Origin of the sequence: Pseudomonas sp. IPO3747 (assembly GCF_013385245.1) — a bacterium.
Lineage (GTDB): Bacteria > Pseudomonadota > Gammaproteobacteria > Pseudomonadales > Pseudomonadaceae > Aquipseudomonas > Aquipseudomonas edaphica.
This window is the reverse complement of sequence record NZ_JACAQL010000004.1, coordinates 302,587-324,559: the sequence shown is the minus strand read 5'-3', so window position 1 is coordinate 324,559 and position 21,973 is coordinate 302,587. Positions and strand designations below refer to the sequence as shown.

The 21,973-nt window shown below is 60.6% G+C and carries 14 protein-coding genes; 7 read left to right on the top strand and 7 right to left on the bottom strand.

Going from position 1 to position 21,973, the window contains the following annotated elements; genetic code table 11:
* Positions 1 to 134 precede the first annotated feature (134 nt).
* Complete coding sequence (gene rmf, locus HX790_RS08410) at positions 135 to 350, bottom strand: ribosome modulation factor (protein WP_002553055.1); 216 nt, start codon at positions 348 to 350, stop codon at positions 135 to 137.
* Positions 351 to 882: 532 nt separating this feature from the next.
* Here rmf and rlmKL point away from each other — a divergent pair.
* Together rlmKL and HX790_RS08400 are read left to right on the top strand one after the other, a co-directional pair.
* A complete protein-coding gene (gene rlmKL / locus HX790_RS08405; protein ID WP_017134773.1) occupies positions 883 to 3,147 on the top strand; it encodes a bifunctional 23S rRNA (guanine(2069)-N(7))-methyltransferase RlmK/23S rRNA (guanine(2445)-N(2))-methyltransferase RlmL in 2,265 nt (754 codons plus the stop codon).
* 151 nt (positions 3,148 to 3,298) lie between these two features.
* The gene (locus tag HX790_RS08400; protein ID WP_176991427.1) at positions 3,299 to 5,683 is read left to right on the top strand and encodes a diguanylate cyclase; all 2,385 of its coding nucleotides are present in this window, start codon (positions 3,299 to 3,301) and stop codon (positions 5,681 to 5,683) included.
* Between the two features lie 107 nt (positions 5,684 to 5,790).
* Here HX790_RS08400 and dacB read toward each other — a convergent pair whose 3' ends face one another.
* Complete coding sequence (gene dacB, locus HX790_RS08395; RefSeq protein ID WP_017134775.1) at positions 5,791 to 7,251, bottom strand: D-alanyl-D-alanine carboxypeptidase/D-alanyl-D-alanine-endopeptidase; 1,461 nt, start codon at positions 7,249 to 7,251, stop codon at positions 5,791 to 5,793.
* A gap of 236 nt (positions 7,252 to 7,487) precedes the next feature.
* Here dacB and HX790_RS08390 point away from each other — a divergent pair, with 236 nt between their 5' ends.
* Positions 7,488 to 7,832, top strand: coding sequence for a YggL family protein (locus HX790_RS08390; protein WP_017134776.1), 345 nt, complete (start codon positions 7,488 to 7,490; stop codon positions 7,830 to 7,832).
* 36 nt (positions 7,833 to 7,868) lie between these two features.
* Here HX790_RS08390 and HX790_RS08385 read toward each other — a convergent pair whose 3' ends face one another.
* The gene (locus HX790_RS08385; protein WP_017134777.1) at positions 7,869 to 9,059 is read right to left on the bottom strand and encodes a benzoate/H(+) symporter BenE family transporter; all 1,191 of its coding nucleotides are present in this window, start codon (positions 9,057 to 9,059) and stop codon (positions 7,869 to 7,871) included.
* Positions 9,060 to 9,273: 214 nt separating this feature from the next.
* On the opposite strand from HX790_RS08385, the gene HX790_RS08380 reads away from it, so the two are divergent.
* Positions 9,274 to 10,038, top strand: coding sequence for a GntR family transcriptional regulator (locus HX790_RS08380; protein WP_017134778.1), 765 nt, complete (start codon positions 9,274 to 9,276; stop codon positions 10,036 to 10,038).
* A gap of 170 nt (positions 10,039 to 10,208) precedes the next feature.
* Here HX790_RS08380 and guaD read toward each other — a convergent pair whose 3' ends face one another.
* The 4 genes from guaD to xdhA all read right to left on the bottom strand — a co-directional run bounded on the left by guaD (position 10,209) and on the right by xdhA (position 16,324).
* Positions 10,209 to 11,513: a guanine deaminase gene (gene guaD, locus HX790_RS08375; RefSeq protein WP_099548809.1), complete on the bottom strand. Its 1,305-nt coding sequence runs from the start codon at positions 11,511 to 11,513 to the stop codon at positions 10,209 to 10,211.
* A 15-nt stretch (positions 11,514 to 11,528) separates the two neighbouring features.
* Complete coding sequence (xdhC, locus tag HX790_RS08370; RefSeq protein ID WP_017134780.1) at positions 11,529 to 12,368, bottom strand: xanthine dehydrogenase accessory protein XdhC; 840 nt, start codon at positions 12,366 to 12,368, stop codon at positions 11,529 to 11,531.
* Between the two features lie 127 nt (positions 12,369 to 12,495).
* Positions 12,496 to 14,883: a xanthine dehydrogenase molybdopterin binding subunit gene (xdhB, locus tag HX790_RS08365; RefSeq protein ID WP_017134781.1), complete on the bottom strand. Its 2,388-nt coding sequence runs from the start codon at positions 14,881 to 14,883 to the stop codon at positions 12,496 to 12,498.
* Positions 14,876 to 16,324: a xanthine dehydrogenase small subunit gene (gene xdhA / locus HX790_RS08360; RefSeq protein ID WP_176991426.1), complete on the bottom strand. Its 1,449-nt coding sequence runs from the start codon at positions 16,322 to 16,324 to the stop codon at positions 14,876 to 14,878. Before xdhA ends, xdhB begins: the two co-directional genes overlap by 8 nt.
* Before the next feature lie 280 nt (positions 16,325 to 16,604).
* Between xdhA and HX790_RS08355 the strand changes: the two genes are divergently transcribed.
* From HX790_RS08355 to zipA, 3 genes are all read left to right on the top strand, one after another.
* Complete coding sequence (locus tag HX790_RS08355) at positions 16,605 to 17,264, top strand: GntR family transcriptional regulator (protein WP_017134783.1); 660 nt, start codon at positions 16,605 to 16,607, stop codon at positions 17,262 to 17,264.
* Between the two features lie 2 nt (positions 17,265 to 17,266).
* Positions 17,267 to 20,755: a chromosome segregation protein SMC gene (gene smc / locus HX790_RS08350; RefSeq protein WP_176991425.1), complete on the top strand. Its 3,489-nt coding sequence runs from the start codon at positions 17,267 to 17,269 to the stop codon at positions 20,753 to 20,755.
* A 284-nt stretch (positions 20,756 to 21,039) separates the two neighbouring features.
* Complete coding sequence (gene zipA, locus HX790_RS08345) at positions 21,040 to 21,909, top strand: cell division protein ZipA (protein WP_017134785.1); 870 nt, start codon at positions 21,040 to 21,042, stop codon at positions 21,907 to 21,909.
* Positions 21,910 to 21,973 lie beyond the last annotated feature (64 nt).

Below are 21,973 nucleotides of genomic sequence, written 5' to 3'. Positions count from 1 at the left end.
GATCAGCCAATTTCCGAGCATTAAAAAGGGCTCCAAAAGGAGCCCCCTGGGCCGAAGCCCGCCGCCCGGATAGGACGTGCGTGGTTAAGTCGTTACAAAATCTTCAAGGTGGTTGTCGGATTAAGTGCCCCGTGTCAGCCGACGGCGTGAAGTTCGTTGAGTCTGTGGATTCCCGCAGTGCCAGTCATACCGTCCCAGTTGTCGCCGCGTCCTTCTCGCCAGCCGTTGATCCAGGCTTGGCGTACCGACGGTAGAGTAAATGGGCAAAGCTCACGGGATTTACCATGAACGCCATATTGATATCCGCGTAAAAATGCTCTTTCCAACGGATCACGCTTAAGTCTTCTCATAGGGTGTTTCCCTCACTTGTTGACTGTCTAGATATCCTTCGGCCCCGCGTGGGGCCGGGCAGGGTTTTCCTGCCGTTGGTGGGCTCGCTGCCGGCGTGGCGAGCCTATGTGTCGGCGTCGTTACGGCGCCAACCTGTGTTGAGTTCTAACCAATAGGTCACATGGATTCAATGATCGTTTTGTCATAAGCACGTAACGATAACGATGCTATAGCCATAAGCTGGGATGGCTTTTCGCCCCATTTAATAGGCAAACCCAGCTATGATGTGCCCTGCATAGAGGATGGGTTTAATCCTTTAGTGAGAATGCCCGCCTGTTGCAGTCGGTTATTATTCGACGAAGGGTCGGAATATTTCTTTTTGTTGCGATGATTTATTTATCTGCCCCGGCAATTCAGGCCCAAACGCCCGGTAGCCGGGGTGGAACGGCACATTCGTGCCACGCGAGCACTCTTCAAGAAAAGTGCTTGATTGAAAACCGAGCCGGCGATGCGTCGCCCGTTCATTTATTGCTGAAAAGCCTGGAATGCCCCATGTCGGACCGTTTTGAACTCTTCCTCACCTGCCCCAAGGGCCTCGAAGGCCTGCTGATCGAGGAAGCCGTCGGGCTTGGCCTTGAGGAAGCCCGCGAGCACACCTCGGCCGTGCGCGGCATGGCCGACATGGAAACCGCCTACCGCCTGTGTCTCTGGTCGCGCCTCGCCAACCGCGTGCTGCTGGTGCTCAAGCGCTTCCCGATGAAGGACGCCGAGGACCTCTACCACGGCGTGCTGGATATCGAATGGGCCGACCACATGGTCCCGGACGGCACCCTGGCCGTTGAATTCAGTGGCCACGGCTCGGGCATCGACAACACCCACTTCGGCGCGCTGAAGGTCAAGGATGCGATTGTCGACAAGCTGCGCACCCCGACCGGCGAACGCCCGTCCATCGACAAGATCAACCCGGACCTGCGCATTCACCTGCGCCTGGACCGTGGCGAAGCCATCCTTTCCCTGGACCTGTCCGGTCACAGCCTGCACCAGCGCGGTTATCGCCTGCAGCAGGGCGCCGCACCGTTGAAGGAAAACCTCGCAGCCGCGATCCTGATTCGCGCCGGCTGGCCGCGTATTGCGGCCGAAGGCGGCGCGCTGACGGACCCGATGTGTGGCGTGGGCACCTTCCTGGTGGAAGGCGCAATGATCGCCGCCGACATGGCGCCCAACCTCAATCGTGAGCTGTGGGGCTTCACCACCTGGCTCGGTCACGTACCGGCGCTGTGGAAGAAGCTGCACACCGAGGCCACCGAGCGTGCTGCCATTGGCATGAACAAGCCGCCATTGTGGGTGCGTGGCTATGAGGCTGACCCGCGTCTGATCCAGCCCGCCCGTAACAACATCGAACGCGCAGGCTTAAGCCACTGGATCAAGGTGTACCAGGGCGAAGTCGGCACGTTCGAGCCGCGCCCGGACCAGAACCAGAAAGGCCTGGTGATCTGCAACCCGCCCTACGGCGAGCGTCTCGGTGACGAAGCCAGCCTGTTGTACCTCTACCAGAACCTCGGCGAGCGCTTGCGCCAGGCCTGCATGGGCTGGGAAGCGGCGGTGTTCACCGGCGCGCCGGACCTGGGCAAGCGCATGGGCATCCGCAGCCACAAACAGTATTCGTTCTGGAACGGCGCGTTGCCGTGCAAGTTGCTGCTGATCAAGGTCAACCCGGACCAGTTCGTCACTGGCGAGCGCCGCACCCCGGAGCAGCGCCAGGCCGAGCGTGAGCAAGCCGCTTACGATCAAGCCCCGACCGAGCCGGTCGAGCGCCAGTACAACAAGAACGGCAACCCGATCAAGCCGGCTCCAGCCCCGGTGGTTGAGCAGGCGCGCCTGAGCGAAGGCGGGCAGATGTTCGCCAACCGCCTGCAAAAGAACCTCAAGCAGTTGGGCAAATGGGCCAAGCGCGAAGGTGTGGACTGCTACCGTGTGTACGACGCTGATATGCCGGAATACTCCATGGCCATCGACCTGTACCACGATTGGGTGCATGTGCAGGAATATGCCGCGCCTAAATCCATCGACCCGGAAAAAGCCTCTGCGCGTATGTTCGATGCGCTGGCCGCGATTCCCCAGGCGCTGAACGTCGACAAAAGCCGCGTGGTGGTCAAGCGTCGCGAACGTCAGAGCGGCACCAAGCAGTACGAACGTCAAAGCGCCCAAGGCAAGTTCACCGAAGTCAGCGAAGGCGGCGTGAAGCTGCTGGTCAACCTCACCGACTATCTGGATACCGGCCTGTTCCTCGACCATCGCCCGATGCGCATGCGCATCCAGAAGGAAGCGGCCGGCAAGCGTTTCCTCAACCTGTATTGCTACACCGCCACCGCGAGTGTGCACGCAGCCAAGGGCGGCGCGCGCAGCACCACCAGCGTCGACTTGTCCAAGACTTACCTGGACTGGGCGCGTCGCAACTTCTCCCTTAACGGTTTCTCTGACAAGAACCGCCTGGAGCAAGGTGATGTGATGGCCTGGCTGGAGGCGAGCCGTGATGAGTTCGACCTGATCTTCATCGACCCGCCGACCTTCTCCAACTCCAAGCGCATGGAAGGCATCTTCGACGTACAGCGTGACCACGTGCAGTTGCTCGACCTGGCCATGGCGCGCCTGGCGCCTGGCGGCGTGCTGTACTTCTCGAACAACTTCCGCAAGTTCGTGCTGGAGGACAACCTCAGCGAGCGCTACGCGGTCGAGGAAATCAGCGACAAAACCCTGGACCCGGACTTCGCACGTAACGCGAAGATTCACCGGGCCTGGAAAATCACCGCTCGCTGATCGCCACACTCAAGCTGCACCAAAAAGCCGCAAGCCCGGAATATTCCGGGCTTGCGGCTTTTTTGCACTGGTCAAACACCGGCCTCATGGTTATAACTTAACGCCTAGCCAAAGTGACACCCCCCGCACGCTGGCGTTGTGAGTGTTGCCTATGCCGATGCAAGCCGTTCGCCCGAAAATACTAGGCTTTATCAGTGAGCAGGCGTCGGCTTGGCTGGTGGCATTGGTGGTGTTATTGGTAGGTGGAGCGCTGACGGTCATCGTCGCCTGGGCGGCCGCCGACCTCTACAAACAGCAAGTGCGCCAGCGTTTCCAGTTGTTGGTCAACGAGCGCTACACCCGCCTCCAGGAGCGGTTCGAAGACCAGGAGCAACGCCTGGCCAGCCTGCAGCGTTTCTTCGTCAATTCCAGTGACGTGTCCCGCGCCGAGTTCGATGGTTTCGCCAAGCCTTTGCTTCTGCGCGCCCGCGCCTATGCCTGGGCGCCGCGTATATTTCGCGAACAGCGCAACGCTTTTGAACAGGAAATCTCGCGTCAGCGTGGTACACCTTTCGCCATTAGAGAATTGAACACTTCGGGTGAACTGGCGCCGGCGCCCGAGCGCGACGAGTATGTGCCGGTGCTGTACAGCCAGACCCAAAGCTTGCTGGGTTCGCCCTTGGGGTTCGATCTGTTGGCCCAGCCACTGCGTCGTTCGGTGCTTGAGCGGGTGCAGAAAAGCGGCCGGCCTGCGGTGTCCCAGCCCATGCAGTTGGTGGGCGTAGAACCGGCTTATGCCGCCGGCGTCTTGTTGGTGGCGCCCGTGAGCAAACCCGTCGACACCGAGCCCCATGGTTATGTGATGGCAGTGATCAGCATGCGCCAACTGGTCGCCGATGGTTTGCCCAAGCCCAGCCGCGACAACCTGGTGATGCAGATCGTCGACACTTCCGACACGCAGCAGCGCGTGCTGTACGCGTCCAGCAACGCGGTGGGCGACAGCGGCCTTGTTGCCACGCGTCGTCTCACCCTCGGCGACCATGTGTATGCCTTGAGCGTTCGCGCCAGCCAGGTGTTCGACCAGGCCAATCACTCGTCGATGCACACCATACTGGCCATGGGCGTGCTCCTCAGTCTGCTGCTCAGTGCGTTGCTGTATGTGTTGGTCAGCCAGCGCCAGCGCGCGCTCAAGCTGGTGGAACAACGCACGCAGCAGTTGCACCTGCGTGAGCAGGAGCTTCGCGCAGCCCACGGGCAATTGCGCAGCGTGCTGAACGCCGCCACCCATGTTGCGATCATTGCCACTGACCTGCGGGGTGTGATCAACACCTTCAATGCCGGTGCCGAGAAAATGCTCGGGTTCAAATCCGAGGCGGTGGTGGGGAGGCTGACCTTGGAAAGCCTGCATCTGGCCCTGGAACTCGAAGCGCGCGCGGCCAGTTTGAGCGTGGCCTTGGGCAAGCGTATTCCGGCGAGCCAGGCGATGCTGGTGGAAAGCCCGGACAATCTGCACGAGGCGCGCGAGTGGACATTACTGCGCGAGGATGGCCGCTACCTGACGGTGAATATGCTCACCACCGTATTGCTGGACGACTACGGCCTGTGGATCGGGCACCTGGCGATCTACATGGATGTGACCGAACAAAAACGCGCCTACGAGGCGTTGGCCGCGCGCGACCGCCTACTCAAAAAGCTCAGTGCCCACGTGCCTGGCGGGATTTTTCAGTTCACCCTCGAACCCAAGGGGAAGGGGCGTTTCATCTATGCCAGCGATGGTATGCGCGATATCTATGAAATCGACACGGGCGTACTGCAGCAAGACGCGGACAAGGTGTTCGAACGCATTCATCCGCAAGACGTGGAGCGTGTGCGCCTGTCGATTCGGCTGTCGGCGCTGCAGTTGAGCCATTGGCGCGAAGAGTACCGGGTGGTGTTGCCGCAACGCGGCCTGCGCTGGATTCGCGGCGAAGCCACGCCGGAGGAGTTAACCGGCGGTGGCACGTTGTGGCATGGCTACGTGTCGGATATCTCCGATCTGAAGCGGGTCGAAGAGGAGCTGCGTGCGCTGTCGATTACCGACTCGCTGACGGGCATTCATAACCGCCGTTATTTTCAGGATCGCCTCAAGGCCGAGATGCTGCGGCTCAACCGAACCAAGGGCACATTGTCGTTGATCATGCTCGATATTGATCACTTCAAGCGCATCAATGACCAGCACGGGCATGCGGTGGGCGATGGGGTGTTGCAGGAAGTGTGCAAACGCATCGGCCGGCGCCTGCGCCGCACGGATGTGTTTTGTCGTTTGGGCGGCGAAGAGTTTGTGGTGCTGTGCCCGCACACCGATGCCGAGCAGGCTTATAGCCTGGCGATGGAGTTGTGGCAGTCGCTGCGCACCGAACCGATGGAAGTGGTGGGTGTTGTGACCGCCAGCTTCGGTGTGGCCAGTTGGCGGATCGATGAAGGGATTGACGGGCTGCTGCTGCGCGCGGACTCGGCGGTGTATGTGGCCAAGCAGGCGGGCCGCGACCGGGTGGAGGCCGAGCGCTTGCGCGCCTGATCGTTCCCACGCTCTGCGTGGGAATGCCTCTTGTGACGCTCTGCGTCACGCTTTGGGACGCAGAGCGTCCCAGGCTGCGTTCCCACGCGGAGCATGGGAACGATCAATTACAAGACGGGCGCTGCGGCTGTCAGCTTCGGCTGGCGATACAGGTCCAGCAGCACCTGATCGAGCACCGAAGAAGCCCCCCATGGCTTCGAATCGTTGAGTATCGCCACCACCACCCAGGTGTTGCCATTGTTGTCGCGGCTGAACCCGGCAATGGCGCGCACGGTGTTCAAGGTGCCGGTCTTGACGTGAGCCTCACCGCGCAGAGCCGTGGTTTTCAGGCGTTTGCGCATGGTGCCGTCGGTGCCGGCAATCGGCAGCGAACTGATGTATTCCGCCGAGTACGGGCCTTTCCACGCCGCTTGCAGCATGGCCGCCATTTCGCGGGCGCTGACGCGTTCGGCGCGGGACAGGCCGGAGCCGTTCTCCATCACCAGGTGCGGCGCGGTGATGCCTTTTTTCGCCAGCCACTGACGCACCACGCGTTGCGCGGCCTTGGCGTCGTCGCCATCGGCGTCGTTGCGGAACTGCGCGCCCAGGCTCAGGAACAACTGCTGGGCCATGGTGTTGTTACTGTATTTGTTGATGTCACGGATGATTTCCGCCAGGTCCGGCGAGAACGCACGAGCCAGCACTTTAGCGTCCTTGGGCACTGGTGCCTGGATATCACGGCCCTGGATGGTACCGCCCAACTCCTGCCAGATCGCACGCACGGCGCCGGCGGTGTAGGTGGCGTGGTCGAGCAGCGACAGGTAGGTCTGCGAGCTGCACCCATCGCCCAACTGGCCGCTGACCGTCACGGTCACGCTGCCATCGGCGGCGGTCACCGGGCTGTAGCGCACATCGCCAGTGCATTGCTTGGCGTTGGAGACTTTGACCTGGTTGTCGATGCGGATGCTCGCAATCGGCGGCTCGACCGAGACGATCACCCGGCCCGAGTCATTGCGGGTGACAAAGCGCAGGGCCTTGAGGTTGACCAGCAGGGCGTCCGGCTTGACCAGGAACGGCTTGTTCTCGTCGTTGCCGTCGTCATTGAATTCAGGCAATTGCGGCTGATTGAAGAAACTGCGGTCCAGCACCAGGTCGCCAGTGACTTGCTGTACGCCATTGGCGCGCAGGTCGCGCATCAACAGCCAGAGTTTTTCCATATTCAGCTTGGGGTCGCCGCCGCCCTTGAGGTAGAGGTTGCCGCGCAACACGCCACCGCTGAGGGTGCCGTCGGTGTAGAACTCGGTCTTCCACTGGTGGTTGGGGCCGAGCATTTCCAGGGCTGCGTAGGTGGTGACCAGCTTCATGGTGGAGGCCGGGTTAACCGAAACATCAGCGTTGAACACGGTCGGCGTGCCGGGCCCGGTGAGGGGCAGCATCACCAACGACAGCGAAGTATTGGGTATTTTGGCTTTCTGCAGTGCCTGCTGAACATTTGGCGGCAGGCTGTTGTTGATCGGCGCGGCGGTGACGGAAAAAGCCAGAGGTAGAAGAAAACCGGCAAAGAGTACTGAACGAAAAGAGTTGATCATAAGGAATAAAACCCTACTGCTGAGAAGGGTGAAAAAGGTGAGGGGTATGGAAGAAAATCCCTCATTGGTCACGAAAGTGTCGGCATTATGCCCCAAGGTGGATCCAGTTGTAGCTGAACGATAGCGGGTATTTCGGGTTTTTTTGCAGACCAATGGCCGCCCGTCCCATAGAGTCGGGCAAAGGTCGGCTTAAACTGCTAAAGTGCCGGCCGTTATTACTTAAGAGGATTGTTCCAATGGCGACTAACCGTTCCCAGCGTCTGCGCAAAAAACTGTGCGTTGATGAATTTCAAGAGCTGGGTTTCGAACTGAACCTGGACTTCAAAGAAGACCTGAGTGAAGAAGCTACCGATGCTTTCCTCGAAGCATTCATCAAAGAAGCCATGGAAGCCAATGGTCTGGGCTATGTCGGCGGCGATGACTTCGGTCTGGTTTGCCTGCAGAAGCGTGGCTCGGTCAACGAAGAGCAACGCGCAGCTGTTGAAAGCTGGCTCAAAGGCCGCAGCGAGCTGAAAAGCGCTGAAGTCAGCCCACTGCTGGACGTGTGGTATCCGGAAAAGCCGATCAACGCGGCTAAGTGATACTAAAAAAACGGCGACCCTCGGGTCGCCGTTTTTTTATGCCTTGCGCCAATTCAGAATCAACAGCGTCAACACCCCCGCCACAATCCCCCAGAACGCCGAGCCGATGGAAAACAGCGTCAAGCCAGACGCGGTGACCATAAAGGTGATCAGCGCCGCTTCCCGCTCCTTGGGCTCATTCATGGCGATACTCAAACCATTGATGATCGAGCCAAACAACGCCAGGGCCGCAATCGACAGCACCAGTTCCTTGGGCAACGCTGCGAATAACGCCGCCAAGGTGGCGCCGAACACCCCGGCGATCCCGTAGAACACCCCGCACCAGACGGCCGCGGTGTAGCGCTTGTTGCGGTCTTCATGGGCATGTGGCCCGGTGCAGATGGCTGCACTGATCGCTGCCAGGTTGATGCCGTGGGAGCCAAACGGCGCCAGCACCAGCGAGGCGAGGCCAGTGGCGGTGATCAACGGCGAGGCGGGTACGGTATAGCCGTCAGCGCGCAGCACGGCGACGCCGGGCATGTTTTGTGAGGTCATTGCCACCACAAACAACGGGATACCGATGCTGATGGTCGCCGCCAGCGAGAAGTGCGGCGTGGTCCACACCGGTGTTGCCACTTCCAGGTGGAAACCGCTGAAGTCCAGCAAACCCATCAGCCCTGACAACAGGGTGCCGATTACCAGCGCGGCCAGTACTGCATAACGCGGCGACAGGCGCTTGATGATCAGATAGGTGAAAAACATCCCCAGCACCAGGCCAGTGCGATGTTGCGCGGCGACAAAAATCTCGCTGCCGATCTTGAACAGAATCCCCGCCAGCAAGGCGGCCGCCAATGAGGCGGGGATGCGCTTGACCAGTTTTTCAAAGCTGCCGGTCAGCCCGCAGAGCGTGACCAGCACCGCGCAGGTGATATAGGCGCCGATGGCCTCGCCGTAACTTACTCCACCCAGGCTTGTGATCAGCAGCGCGGCGCCGGGCGTGGACCAGGCAATGGTGATCGGCGTGCGATAGCGCAACGACAGGCCGATGCTGCACACCGCCATGCCGATAGAGATCGCCCAGATCCACGAAGAAATCTGCGCCGTGGTCAAACCGGCTGCCTGGCCGGCCTGGAACATCAGCACCAGGGAACTGGTGTAGCCGGTCATCATGGCAATGAAGCCGGCGACGACGGCCGACGCAGAAGTGTCGGCCAATGGGCGCAAGGGCGCTTGAGTGGCGTCGGTCATGGAGAGGTGTTCCTTTTACCTGGGAAAAAGCGAATTCAAGCCTAAACTCAAACGTAACCACTCATTGCAATACAGCCGCCACCGCAAATAGCCGTACAGTGTGTTGGCGCACTGGGTTGTGTACAATGTGCCCTGTTTTTAGGTGATACTTGCCAGCAACACGCTGTTGACGTATTACCGTTAATTCGCCGCCGTTCTCCAAACCCGAGTGCCCATGAACGAACAGTTGCAACCTCTCAAGAAACAACCGCGAGCCGGCAAGGCTGGTCGCAGCGGAACCCAGGACGATATCGTCTACGCGCATATCTTCGAGGCGATCCTCGAACAACGCCTGGCGCCCGGTACCAAATTGAGTGAAGAAGCACTGGGCGAAATCTTCGGCGTCAGCCGCACCATCATCCGCCGCGCGCTCTCGCGCCTGGCCCATGAAGGCGTGGTGCTGCTGCGGCCCAATCGTGGTGCGGTGGTGGCAAGCCCGAGTGTAGAAGAGGCGCGCCAGGTATTTCTCGCCCGGCGGCTGGTGGAGCGGGCGATCACTGAGCTTGCGGTGCAGCACGCCACGGCCGAGCAATTGGCCGAGTTGCGCCAGATGGTCAACGATGAGCGCGACAGCTTCTCACGGGGTGATCGCGGTGCCGGTATCCGCCTCTCCGGCGAATTCCACTTGAAGCTCGCCGAAGCGGCGAAGAATGCACCGCTGATCAGCTTCCAGCGCAGCCTGGTGTCGCAGACCTCGTTGATCATCGCCCAGTACGAAAGCGGCAACCGCTCGCACTGTTCCTACGATGAGCACACCCAACTGATCGATGCGATCGAAGCACGCGACGCGACGCTGGCAGTGAATTTGATGATGCACCACATGGATCACATCGACAGCAAGCTCAACCTCGACGAGGAAAGCGCGTCGGATGATTTGCACGCGGTGTTCTCGCATTTGTTGCAGACCAAGAAGCCAGGGCGTTCTTCAGTCAAACTGTGATGTTCCAGGTTCGCCTGGGACTAAAAATGTGGGAACTGGCTTGTGTGGGAGCTGGCTTGCCTGCGATGCAGGCACCGAGGTGTATCAGGTACACCGCGGTGATGCTATCGCAGGCAAGCCAGCTCCCACACAAGCCCAGCTCCCACATTTGTTTTGTGGTGTTGCTGAAATTAGCGCTGGTGCACCAACTGACCCGCTGCATACGTCTGCAACACCGTCCGGTCATCCCCCAGCGTCATCAACACAAACAACGTCTCGGCAATGTTATTGGCCTGCTTCAAGCGATAGCTGAGCAGTGGCGTAGCGTTGTAGTCCAGCACCAAAAAGTCCGCATCCGTGCCCGGCTGCAATGTGCCGATCTTGTCTTCCAGACGCAGTGCCCGCGCACCGCCCAAGGTGGCCAGGTACAGCGACTTGAACGGGCTCAAACGCGCGCCCTGCAGTTGCATGACCTTGTAGGCTTCGTTCAGGGTTTGCAGCAGCGAGAAGCTGGTGCCACCGCCCACGTCAGTGCCCAGGCCGACATTCAGCTTGTGCTTCTCGGCCATCGGCAAGTTGAACAAGCCACTGCCAAGAAACAAGTTCGACGTCGGGCAGAACGCCACCGCCGAACCGGTCTCGGCCAACCGTGCGCACTCGTCATCACACAGGTGCACGCCGTGGGCAAACACCGAGCGCTCGCCCAGCAGCTTGTAATGGTCGTACACGTCCAGGTAACCGTTGCGCTCCGGGAACAGCTCTTTTACCCACTCGACTTCCTGCTTGTTCTCGCTGATGTGCGTCTGCATGTACAGGTCCGGGTATTCGCCCAGCAGTTGCCCGGCCAGCGCCAGTTGTTCCGGGGTGCTGGTCGGCGCAAAACGTGGCGTGACGGCATAGTGCAAACGGCCCTTGCCGTGCCAGCGTTCGATCAGCGCCTTGCTTTCCTGATAGCCGGATTCGGCAGTGTCGGTGAGGTAGTCCGGCGCGTTGCGGTCCATCATCACCTTGCCGGCGATCATGCGCAGGTCGAGTTTCTCGGCGGCTTCAAAGAACGCGTTCACCGACTGCGGGTGCACACTGCCGAACACCAACGCCGTGGTGGTGCCGTTGCGCAGCAGTTCCTTGATAAAGATACCCGCGACTTCCTCGGCGTGGGCCTTGTCGGCGAACTGGCGTTCACACGGGAAGGTGTAGGTGTTGAGCCAATCCAGCAACTGCTCGCCATAGGCACCGACCATGCCGGTTTGCGGCAGGTGGATATGGGTGTCGATCAGCCCGGGCGTGATCAGCGCATCCTGATAATGGGTCACGTCGATGTCGGCGGGCAGGGTTGGCAGCAAATCGCTGGCGTGGCCCAGGGCGCTGATCTGGCCGTTATCGATCACCAGCAGGCCGTCTTCGAAATACTCATAAGAGGCTTCGATCCCCACTTCGGCGGGGTCGGCGATGCTGTGCAAAATGGCGGCGCGGTAGGCTTTGCGAGTCAAAGGCATGGTGATCTCAATGTGTTAGATAGCTTGGCTGCGACGCGAGGCCGGCAGCAGTTTGGCAATAGGTTCGGCGCTCGCACTGTGCTGGCCGAAATTCGCGTTATAGGTGGCGATGATTTCACCGGCGATGGAGATGGCGATCTCCACCGGCAGTTTGCCCTTTACCTCGGTGAGGCCCATGGGGCAGCGCATGCGTTGCAGTTGCGCGGTGTCGAAGCCGCGATCACGCAGGCGGTGTTCGAACTTGACCCGCTTGGTCTTTGAACCGATCAGGCCGAAATAGGCAAAGTCATTGCGCTTGAGCAGCGCGGCGGTCAGTTCCAGGTCCAGCGCGTGGTTGTGGGTCATCACGATGCAGTAACTGCCCACCGGCAGGTCGGCAATTTCGTCGACCGGCTCTTCGCTGATGATTTTACGCACGCCCTGAGGGATGTGTTCTGGAAACTCCTGATCACGCGAATCAATCCAGCGCACCCGACACGGCAGGCTTGCCAACAACGGCACCAGCGCGCGGCCGACATGGCCGGCGCCAAATACCGCGATCTGCGCCTGCACCTGGCCCATGGGTTCGAACAGCAACACCGTCACGCCGCCGCAGCACTGGCCCAGGCTGGCGCCGAGGCTGAAGCGCTCCAGATGGGTGTTCTGCTGGCCACGCACCAGCATGTCACGGGCGATCTGCATCGCCTTGTATTCCAGGTGCCCGCCGCCGATGGTGTCGAAGGTGTGCGCGGCGCTGATGACCATTTTTGAGCCGGCGTTGCGCGGCGTGGAGCCGAGCTCTTCGATGATGGTCACCAGCACGCAGGGTTCACCCTGGTTCTGCAGGTCGGCGAGGGCGCTGATCCAGTTGTTCATAGTCACCTCTTGTGGTGTCTCAGATCGTTCCCACGCTCCGCGTGGGAATGCATACCGTGACGCTCTGCGTCACAACAGCGGACGCACAGCGTCCAAGGCGGCATTCCCACGCAGAGCGTGGGAACGATCAAGCCAGTTCAGTCTCAACGGTTTTTGCAGCGCTCAACTGCCGCATCTGCTCACAGCCCCACAACACTCGCTCCGGCGTCGCCGGCGCATCAATCTTCGGCTGATGGCGATAGTCACCCAAGCTTGCCACGGCATCCTTGATCGCACACCACGAAGCAATCCCGAGCATGAACGGCGGCTCGCCCACGGCCTTGGAGTGGAACACCGTGTCTTCCGGGTTTTTGCGGTTTTCCACCAGCTTCACACGCAAATCCAGGGGCATGTCCGCCACGGCCGGGATCTTGTAGCTGGCCGGGCCGTTGGTCATCAGCTTGCCCTTGTTGTTCCACACCAGCTCTTCCATGGTCAGCCAGCCCATGCCCTGGATAAAACCGCCTTCGACCTGGCCGATGTCGATGGCCGGGTTCAGCGAGGCGCCCACATCGTGGAGGATGTCGGTGCGCAACATCTTGTATTCGCCGGTCAGGGTGTCGACGATCACTTCGCAGCAGGCCGCGCCGAACGCGAAGTAATAGAACGGCCGGCCACGTGCCTGGCTGCGGTCGTAAAAGATTTTTGGGGTTTTGTAAAAGCCGGTGCTCGACAGCGAAACCTGAGCGAAATACGCCTGCTGGATCAACGCCTCAAAGGTCAGGATCTGATCGCGCACGCGCACATGGCCGTTGTGGAACTCCACGTCCGCTTCACTCACGTCGTACTTACGCGCGGCAAATTCCACCAGGCGCTGCTTGATGGTTTCGGCAGCGTTCTGCGCGGCCTTGCCGTTCAAGTCGGCACCGCTGGAGGCGGCGGTTGGCGAGGTGTTGGGCACCTTGTCGGTGTTGGTGGCGGTGATCTGCACGCGGTCGATCTCGACCTGGAATATTTCAGCCACCACCTGCGCGACCTTGATGTTCAAGCCCTGGCCCATCTCGGTGCCGCCGTGGTTCAGGTGGATGCTGCCGTCGGTGTAAATGTGGATTAACGCGCCAGCCTGGTTGAGGAAACTGGCGGTAAACGAAATACCGAATTTCACCGGCGTCAGCGCCAGGCCTTTTTTCAGAATCGGGCTGTGGGCGTTGTACAGGCGGATCGCTTCGCGACGCTCGGCGTACTGGCTGCTGGCTTCAAGCTCGGCAGTCATTTCTTCGAGCATGTTGTGCTCGACGGTCTGGTAGTAGTGGGTGACGTTGCGCTCGGTCTTGCCGTAGTAATTGGCCTTGCGCACCGCCAACGGGTCCAGTGCCAAGTGGCGCGCGATGGCGTCCATGACTTCTTCGATGGCCACCATGCCTTGCGGGCCGCCAAAGCCGCGATACGCGGTGTTGGACGCGGTGTTGGTCTTGCAGCGGTGGCCGTTGACGGTGGCGTCGCCCAGGTAATACGAGTTGTCGGAGTGGAACATGGCGCGGTCGACAATCGAGTTGGACAGGTCCGGCGAACAGCCGCAGTTACCTGCCAGGTCCAGATTGATGCCGTGCAGGCGGCCGTTGTCGTCAAAGCCCACGTCGTATTCGATATAGAACGGGTGGCGCTTGCCGGTCATCAGCATGTCTTCGACACGCGGCAGGCGCATCTTGGTCGGCTGGCCGGTCAGGCGCGCGACCACCGCGCACAGGCACGCGGGGCTGGCGGCCTGGGTTTCCTTGCCGCCAAAACCCCCGCCCATGCGGCGCATGTCCACGACGATTTTATTCATCGACACGTCGAGCACTTCGGCCACCAGCTTTTGCACTTCGGTGGGGTTTTGCGTGGAGCAGTAGACGATCATGCCGCCGTCTTCGGTGGGCATTACCGAGGAAATCTGGGTTTCCAGGTAGAAGTGTTCCTGGCCGCCGATATGCAGGGTGCCCTGGATACGGTTTTTCGCGGTGGCCAGTGCGCCCGCCGAATCACCGCGTTGGTGGGTGTGGCTGTCGAGCACAAAGTGCTTCTTGCGAAAGGCCTCGACCACGTCCAGCACCGGCTCCAGGTCTTCGTATTCGATCACCGCCGCCATGGCCGCTTTGCGCGCGGTTTCCAGGTCGCGGGCGGCCACGGCCAGCACCACTTGGCCGACAAACTGCACGGTGTCGATGGCCAGTAACGGGTCGCCGGGCATCAATGGACCAATGTCTTTGAGGCCCGGCACATCTTCATGGGTGATGACGATACGCACGCCGTCAAAGGCGTAGCAGGGCGCGGTGTCGATGCTGATGATGCGCGCATGGGCGCGGTCGGACATACGCGCATACAGGTGCAACTGGTTAGGGAATTCAAGGCGATCATCGATGTACTGCGCTTCACCGCTGACATGCTTGGCGGCGCTGTCATGCTTGACGCTGCGGCCGACCCCGGTGGTCAGGTCCTGGGCAAACAGCTCGGCGAGTTCGGCCTGGGTTTTAACGACGGCGTGATGGTTAGACATAAGCGGTCACCCGAGTCTCGATGTGCGGTGTTTGCAGTTCGATGAAGTATTTGCGCAGCAGGTTCTGCGCGCTGAGCAGGCGGTATTCCTTGCTGGCGCGGAAGTCCGACAGCGGGGTGAAATCCTGGGCGAGGGCGGCGCAGGCTTTCTCCACCGTGGCGGCGTTCCAGGTGGCGCCGACCAATACGGTTTCGCAGCTTTTCGCGCGTTTGGGCGTGGCGGCCATGCCGCCAAACGCCACGCGGGCGTCGCTGATCACACCGTTGTCGAGCTTCAGGTTGAAGGCGGCGCACACGGCGGAAATATCATCGTCCAGGCGCTTGGAAACCTTGTAGGCGCGGAACAGCGCGTGGCCCTTGGGCACGATGATCTTCTCGATAAACTCGCTGTCCTGGCGCGCAGTGACACGGTAGTCGATAAAGTAATCTTCCAGCGCCAGGGTGCGACGGGTGTTGCCCTTGCACAGCACGATCTGCGCGCCGAGCGCGATCAGCAGTGGTGGCGAATCGCCGATGGGCGACGCATTGCCGATATTGCCGCCCAGCGTGCCCTGGTTGCGGATCTGCAGCGAAGCGAAGCGGTGCAGCAAATCGCCGAAGTCCGGGTATTCGTGGTGCAGCGCGCTGTAGCAGTCGGACAGCGGTGTAGCCGCGCCGATTTCCAGGCGGTCGTCGAACGACTCGATGCGCTTCATCTCTTCAATGTTGCCCACGTAGATCATCACCGGCAGCACACGGTGGAACTGCGTGACTTCCAGTGCCAGGTCAGTGCCGCCCGCCAGCAAGCGCGCCTGCGGATAGGCGTCGTAGAGATCGGCCAGATCGGCAACGGTGAGCGGCACCAGACAGCGTTTGTCGCCGCTGTTGAGTTCACCGGTTTGCGTGGGCGCGATGGCTTTGAGACGGGCGATGGTCTCGGGTTGGCGGCTGTCGAACTGATCCGCCGGCTTGTTGCAGCAGGCCTGTTCGGCGGCGGCGAGGATCGGTCGATAACCGGTGCAACGGCACAGGTTACCGGCCAGGGCTTCATGGGCTTTCTGGCTATTGGGGGCGTCGCTGTTCTTTTGCAGGGCAAACAGCGACATCACAAAGCCTGGGGTGCAAAAGCCGCATTGCGAGCCGTGGCACTCGACCATGGCCTGTTGCACGCTGTGCAGTTGGCCTTGATGTTTGAGGTCTTCGACGCTGATCAGCTGTTTGCCGTGCAATGACGACACAAACGTCAGGCAGGAATTGAGGCTGCGATAGCGGATCTGCTCCGCGCCTTGAGTGTCGGTGTGCAATTCGCCGACCACCACGGTGCATGCACCGCAATCGCCGCTGGCGCAGCCTTCCTTGGTGCCGGATTTGCCCAAATGCTCGCGCAAATAGTTGAGCACGGTCAGGTTGGGGTCCAGGGCGTGCTCGCTACGGAGTTCCTGGTTAAGTAAAAACTGGATCACGGAAGGCCTCGCAGACTCATTATTGTTGTTAACCGCTTTGCGCCGAATCTAGTCATGTCTGACTTTTCGGTCAACGATTTTCTGACCAGAAGGTCAAGAAATTGCGATCGCAACACTTTTAATTATGGTCCAGTCTTCTGGAACCGGTGTTTTTGCTGGCTTTTGGCTTTTCATCGCTGCTTATTTCATGCCAAATTCGCGCCTGTGGGCGTAGCGCCATCAGCCAGCCAATGCGCTACACTGCCGCGCTTGTACCGATAGAAGATTTTGAAGGGAAAACATGACGTTCAAGGCGCCGGACAGTCTCGCCGAGCAAATTGCTCACCACCTCGCCGAACGTATCATTCGCGGCGATCTCAAGCCTGGGGAGCGGATCCAGGAACAGAAAGTCACGCTGGCACTCAATGTCAGCCGTGGTTCCGTGCGTGAAGCTTTGTTGATCCTCGAGCGCCGCCACCTGATCGCGATCCTGCCGCGCCGTGGCGCCCACGTCACCGAACTCACCGCGCACAAGGTGCAGAGCCTGTGCACGCTGATGGGCGAGTTGTACATCCTGCTCGGCAATTCGGTGGCTGAGGGCTGGAAGGTCCAGGCTGACATGGCGCCGTTCCTGCAGATCCAGCAACGCCTGATGACCAGTTTCGAACGTGAGGACGTGCGTGCCTTCGTCGAAGAAAGCTTCAGTGTGATGCGCGCCGCGTACCCCTTCGCCAACAACCCGTACTTGCAGGAAACCGTCGAAAACCTGCAGCCGGCGATGAACCGTGCCTATTACTTGGCCCTGGACCAGCGCAAGGCGGAGATGAGTGAGTACCTGGCACTGTTCGAGCAGCTGCTCGCGGCGGTGCTCGCCCGTGATCTGCCGCAGATCCGCCAGGTACTGTCGGCCTACTGCGAGCGCAGCAGCTCGTTGGTCATCGCTGCGTTGGCGGGCGCCTAAACGTGCGGCTCAAGTGCATCAAACTGGCGGGGTTCAAATCCTTCGTCGACCCGACCACGGTGAACTTCCCCAGTAACATGGCGGCGGTGGTCGGGCCCAATGGCTGCGGCAAGTCGAACATCATCGACGCCGTACGTTGGGTGATGGGCGAGAGCTCGGCAAAAAACCTGCGTGGCGAGTCGATGACCGACGTCATCTTCAACGGCTCCACCAGCCGCAAGCCGGTGAGCCAGGCCAGCATCGAACTGGTGTTCGACAACTCCGACGGCACCCTGGTTGGCGAATACGCCGCTTACGCGGAAATCTCGATTCGCCGCAAAGTGACGCGCGACAGCCAGAACAGTTACTTCCTCAATGGCACCAAATGCCGTCGACGCGATATCACCGACATTTTCCTCGGCACCGGCTTAGGCCCGCGCAGCTACTCGATCATCGAGCAGGGCATGATCTCCAAGCTGATCGAAGCCAAGCCCGAAGACCTGCGTAACTTTATCGAAGAAGCGGCCGGCATCTCCAAGTACAAGGAGCGCCGCCGCGAGACCGAAAACCGTATCCGCCGTACCCACGAAAACCTCGCCCGCCTGACCGACCTGCGCGAAGAGCTGGAGCGTCAACTGGAACGCCTGCACCGCCAGGCCCAGGCGGCCGAGAAGTACCAGGAATACAAGGGCGAGGAGCGCCAGCTCAAGGCGCAGCTCTCGGCCCTGCGCTGGCAGGCGCTGAATGATCAGGTCGGCCAGCGCGAAGCGATCATTGGCACCCAGGAAATCAGCTTCGAAGCGCTGGTGGCCGAGCAGCGTAATGCCGACGCGAGCATCGAGCGCTTGCGTGACGGTCACCATGACCTGTCCGAGCGCTTCAATCTGGTGCAGGGGCGGTTCTACTCGGTAGGCGGCGATATTGCTCGGGTCGAACAGAGCATCCAGCACGGCCAGCAGCGCCTGCGCCAGTTGCAGGACGATTTGAAAGAAGCCGAACGCGCGCGGCTGGAAACAGAGTCGCACCTGGGCCACGACCGTACGTTGCTGCTGACGTTGGGCGAAGAGCTGGACATGCTCACGCCCGAGCAGGAAATCACCAGCGCCGCCGCTGAAGAGGCCGCGGCCGCCCTGGAAGAAGCCGAAACCACCATGCACGGCTGGCAGGAACAGTGGGACGCTTTCAACCTGCAATCCGCCGAGCCGCGCCGCCAGGCTGAGGTGCAGCAATCGCGCATCCAGCAACTGGAAACCAGCATGGAGCGCCTGGCCGAGCGCCAGCGCCGTATGCAGGAGGAGCGCGCGTTGCTCGCCGCCGACCCGGAAGACGCGGCGATCATGGCGTTGAGCGAACAGCTGGCCGAAAGCGAAATGACCCTGGAAGAGCTCGAGGCCAGCGAAGAACAGCAAGTGGAGCGCCTGGAGCAATTGCGTCAGCAACTGCAACAGGCGACCCAGGCCCAGCAGCAGGCCCAGGGCGATTTGCAGCGGCTGAACGGGCGCCTGGCGTCGCTTGAAGCCTTGCAGCAGGCAGCGCTGGACCCAGGCACCGGCACCGCCGAATGGCTGCGTGACCAACACCTGGCCGAGCGCCCGCGCCTGGCCGAAGGCTTAAAAGTCGAAGCGGGTTGGGAGTTGGCGGTCGAGACCGTGTTGGGTGCCGACCTGCAAGCCGTCCTGGTGGATGATTTTGGCGGTTTCGACCTGGCCGGTTTTGCCCAGGGCGATTTGCGTTTGCTCAGCCCCGCCGTCGATGGCACGCGAGTGCCGGGCAGTTTGCTCGACAAGGTTGAGGCCGCGATCGATCTGGCGCCGTGGCTGGGCCAGGTCAAACCGGTTGAATCATTGGAGCAAGCCTTGTCCCAGCGTGGCCAATTGGGCGCCGGTGAAAGCCTGATCAGCCGAGACGGTTACTGGGTTGGCCGGCACTTCCTGCGCGTGCGTCGCGCCAGTGAGGCCGAGAGCGGCGTATTGGCCCGTGGCCAGGAAATCGTCAACCTGAGCGCCGAACGCGAAGAACGCGAGGCCACCCTCGAAAGCCTGGAAACCGAACTGCAAACCCTGCGTGCCACTCAGCGTCAACAAGAGACTGGCCGCGAACACCTGCGCCGCCTCTTGCAGGACGAAGCGCGCCAGCAAGGCGAATTGAAAGCCCAACTGTCGGCGAGCAAGGCCAAGGCCGAGCAACTGACCCTGCGCCGCACCCGCCTTGACGAAGAAGTGGCCGAGATGGGCGAGCAGCGCGCCCTCGAACACGAGCAGATCGGCGAAGCGCGCCTGCACTTGCAGGAAGCCCTCGACAGCATGGCGCTGGATACCGAGCAGCGCGAACTGCTGCTGGCCCAGCGCGACAGCCTGCGTGAGCGCCTCGATCGCGTGCGCCAGGAAGCCCGTCAGCACAAGGATCACGCCCACCAATTGGCCGTGCGCCTGGGCTCGTTGCAGGCCCAGCACACCTCCACGCGGCAGGCGCTTGAGCGTTTGGAGATGCAGTCCGAACGCCTCACCGAAAAGCGCGAGCAACTGAGCCTCAACCTGGAGGAGGGCGAGGCGCCGCTGGAAGAGTTGCGCCTTAAGCTCGAAGAGTTGCTCGACAAGCGCATGACCGTTGACGATGAACTCAAGACCGCGCAAATCGCCCTGGAAGACGCCGACCGCGAACTGCGCGACGCCGAGAAACGCCGGACCCAGGCCGAGCAGCAATCCCAGCTGATTCGCGGCCAACTCGAACAGCAACGCATGGAATGGCAAGCCCTGACCGTGCGCCGCAAAACCCTGCAAGACCAGTTGCTTGAAGACGGCTATGACTTGCACGGCGTGCTCAATACATTGACCGCCCAGGCCAATGAAAAAGACGCCGAAGAAGAACTTGAGCGCATCGCCGCGCGTATCCAGCGCCTGGGCGCGATCAACTTGGCGGCCATCGACGAATACCAGCAACAGTCCGAGCGTAAACGTTATCTGGATGCTCAAGACGCCGACCTGGTCGAAGCGCTGGACACTCTGGAGAACGTGATCCGCAAGATCGACAAGGAAACCCGTAATCGCTTCAAAGATACCTTTGATCAGATTAATGGCGGTTTACAGGCGTTATTCCCGAAAGTTTTCGGTGGCGGCAGCGCCTACTTGGAACTGACGGGCGAAGATCTACTCGATACAGGGGTGACGATTATGGCGCGGCCCCCGGGCAAGAAGAACAGCACCATCCATTTGTTGTCCGGTGGCGAAAAGGCACTCACGGCATTGGCCCTGGTATTTGCGATCTTCAAGTTGAACCCGGCGCCGTTTTGCATGCTCGACGAAGTTGACGCGCCGCTGGATGACGCTAACGTTGGACGCTACGCTCGGTTGGTGAAAGAGATGTCCCAGACCGTGCAGTTCATCTATATCACCCACAACAAGATCGCCATGGAAATGGCCGACCAGTTGATGGGCGTGACGATGCATGAGCCGGGTTGTTCGCGGTTGGTGGCGGTGGATGTCGAAGAAGCGATGGCGATGGTGGACGCCTAGCGGCGAGTTGCAAGCTGCAAGTGTGTGAGGCTATAGCTTGCAGTGTGTAGCTCACAGTTGGCGGCTTGCGTAAGAGATCTCCCATGTCGCCGAAAGATGGCAAACCGATACATTTCGCGCCAACTGTGTAAAGTTATCGAAGGTCGTGCTAGTTTATTGTCAATTCCTCGTATGCGTGGGCAAAACGTCAGTCAGAACATAGAGTTGGCGCCACGTTTTAAAGCGGTTTGGACGTTGCTAAACCCCTTATTTTTCAGCATTTTTTATTAGAGGCACGGGATTACATGGAAATCGGTCTGCGCGAGTGGCTGATCGTCATCGGCATTATTGTCATTGCCGGTATTCTTTTTGATGGCTGGCGCCGCATGCGCGGTGGCAAGGGCAAGCTCAAATTCCGTCTGGACCGTAACCTGTCCAACTTGCCCGACGACGACGGCAGCGCCGAGCTGCTGGGGCCGCCTCGTGTGCTGGATAACCATAAAGAACCACAACTGGACGAGCACGACTTGCCGTCGATGAGTGCGCCGGTGCGTGAAGCCCGCGAGCCGTCGTCCAAGCGTGGCAAGCGCGCCAGTGCCGCCGTCGCCGAGCCGCATCAGGGCGACCTGAACCTCGACGTCGACGAAGGCCCGAGCTTCAGCAGCCGCGACGACGATTTCCCGGATGAAAATATCGGCAAGGCATCCAGTGCGCCGCGCCAATCGGTCAACGACCAGCCAGCTGCCGAAGAAGTCTTGGTGATCAGCGTGATCTGCCGTGACGCCGCCGGCTTCAAAGGCCCGGCACTCTTGCAGAATATCCTCGAAAGCGGCCTGCGCTTTGGCGAGATGGATATTTTCCACCGCCACGAAAGCATGGCCGGTAACGGCGAAGTGCTGTTCTCCATGGCCAACGCGGTCAAGCCGGGCACTTTCGATCTGGACGATATCGACTTGTTCAGCACCCCGGCGGTGAGCTTCTTCCTCGGTTTGCCAGGCCCGCGTCACCCGAAACAAGCGTTCGACGTGATGGTGGCTGCTGCGCGCAAACTGTCCCAAGAGCTCAACGGCGAGCTCAAGGACGACCAACGCAGCGTGCTCACTGCCCAGACCATCGAGCATTACCGTCAGCGCATCGTCGAGTTCGAGCGTCGCGCCCTGACACAGAAACGCTGAGGTTCGATCTTAAGCGTTGCCTGTAGAATCCGTGCACTAACATATTGAGCAGCTTCGGCTGCTC

What these genes read in the sequence shown, in the direction of transcription:
- rmf (WP_002553055.1), bottom strand. Translation starts at nt 350, where the DNA reads ATGAGAAGACTTAAGCGTGATCCGTTGGAAAGAGCATTTTTACGCGGA.
- rlmKL (WP_017134773.1), top strand. Translation starts at nt 883, where the DNA reads ATGTCGGACCGTTTTGAACTCTTCCTCACCTGCCCCAAGGGCCTCGAA.
- HX790_RS08400 (WP_176991427.1), top strand. Translation starts at nt 3,299, where the DNA reads ATGCCGATGCAAGCCGTTCGCCCGAAAATACTAGGCTTTATCAGTGAG.
- dacB (WP_017134775.1), bottom strand. Translation starts at nt 7,251, where the DNA reads ATGATCAACTCTTTTCGTTCAGTACTCTTTGCCGGTTTTCTTCTACCT.
- HX790_RS08390 (WP_017134776.1), top strand. Translation starts at nt 7,488, where the DNA reads ATGGCGACTAACCGTTCCCAGCGTCTGCGCAAAAAACTGTGCGTTGAT.
- HX790_RS08385 (WP_017134777.1), bottom strand. Translation starts at nt 9,059, where the DNA reads ATGACCGACGCCACTCAAGCGCCCTTGCGCCCATTGGCCGACACTTCT.
- HX790_RS08380 (WP_017134778.1), top strand. Translation starts at nt 9,274, where the DNA reads ATGAACGAACAGTTGCAACCTCTCAAGAAACAACCGCGAGCCGGCAAG.
- guaD (WP_099548809.1), bottom strand. Translation starts at nt 11,513, where the DNA reads ATGCCTTTGACTCGCAAAGCCTACCGCGCCGCCATTTTGCACAGCATC.
- xdhC (WP_017134780.1), bottom strand. Translation starts at nt 12,368, where the DNA reads ATGAACAACTGGATCAGCGCCCTCGCCGACCTGCAGAACCAGGGTGAA.
- xdhB (WP_017134781.1), bottom strand. Translation starts at nt 14,883, where the DNA reads ATGTCTAACCATCACGCCGTCGTTAAAACCCAGGCCGAACTCGCCGAG.
- HX790_RS08355 (WP_017134783.1), top strand. Translation starts at nt 16,605, where the DNA reads ATGACGTTCAAGGCGCCGGACAGTCTCGCCGAGCAAATTGCTCACCAC.
- zipA (WP_017134785.1), top strand. Translation starts at nt 21,040, where the DNA reads ATGGAAATCGGTCTGCGCGAGTGGCTGATCGTCATCGGCATTATTGTC.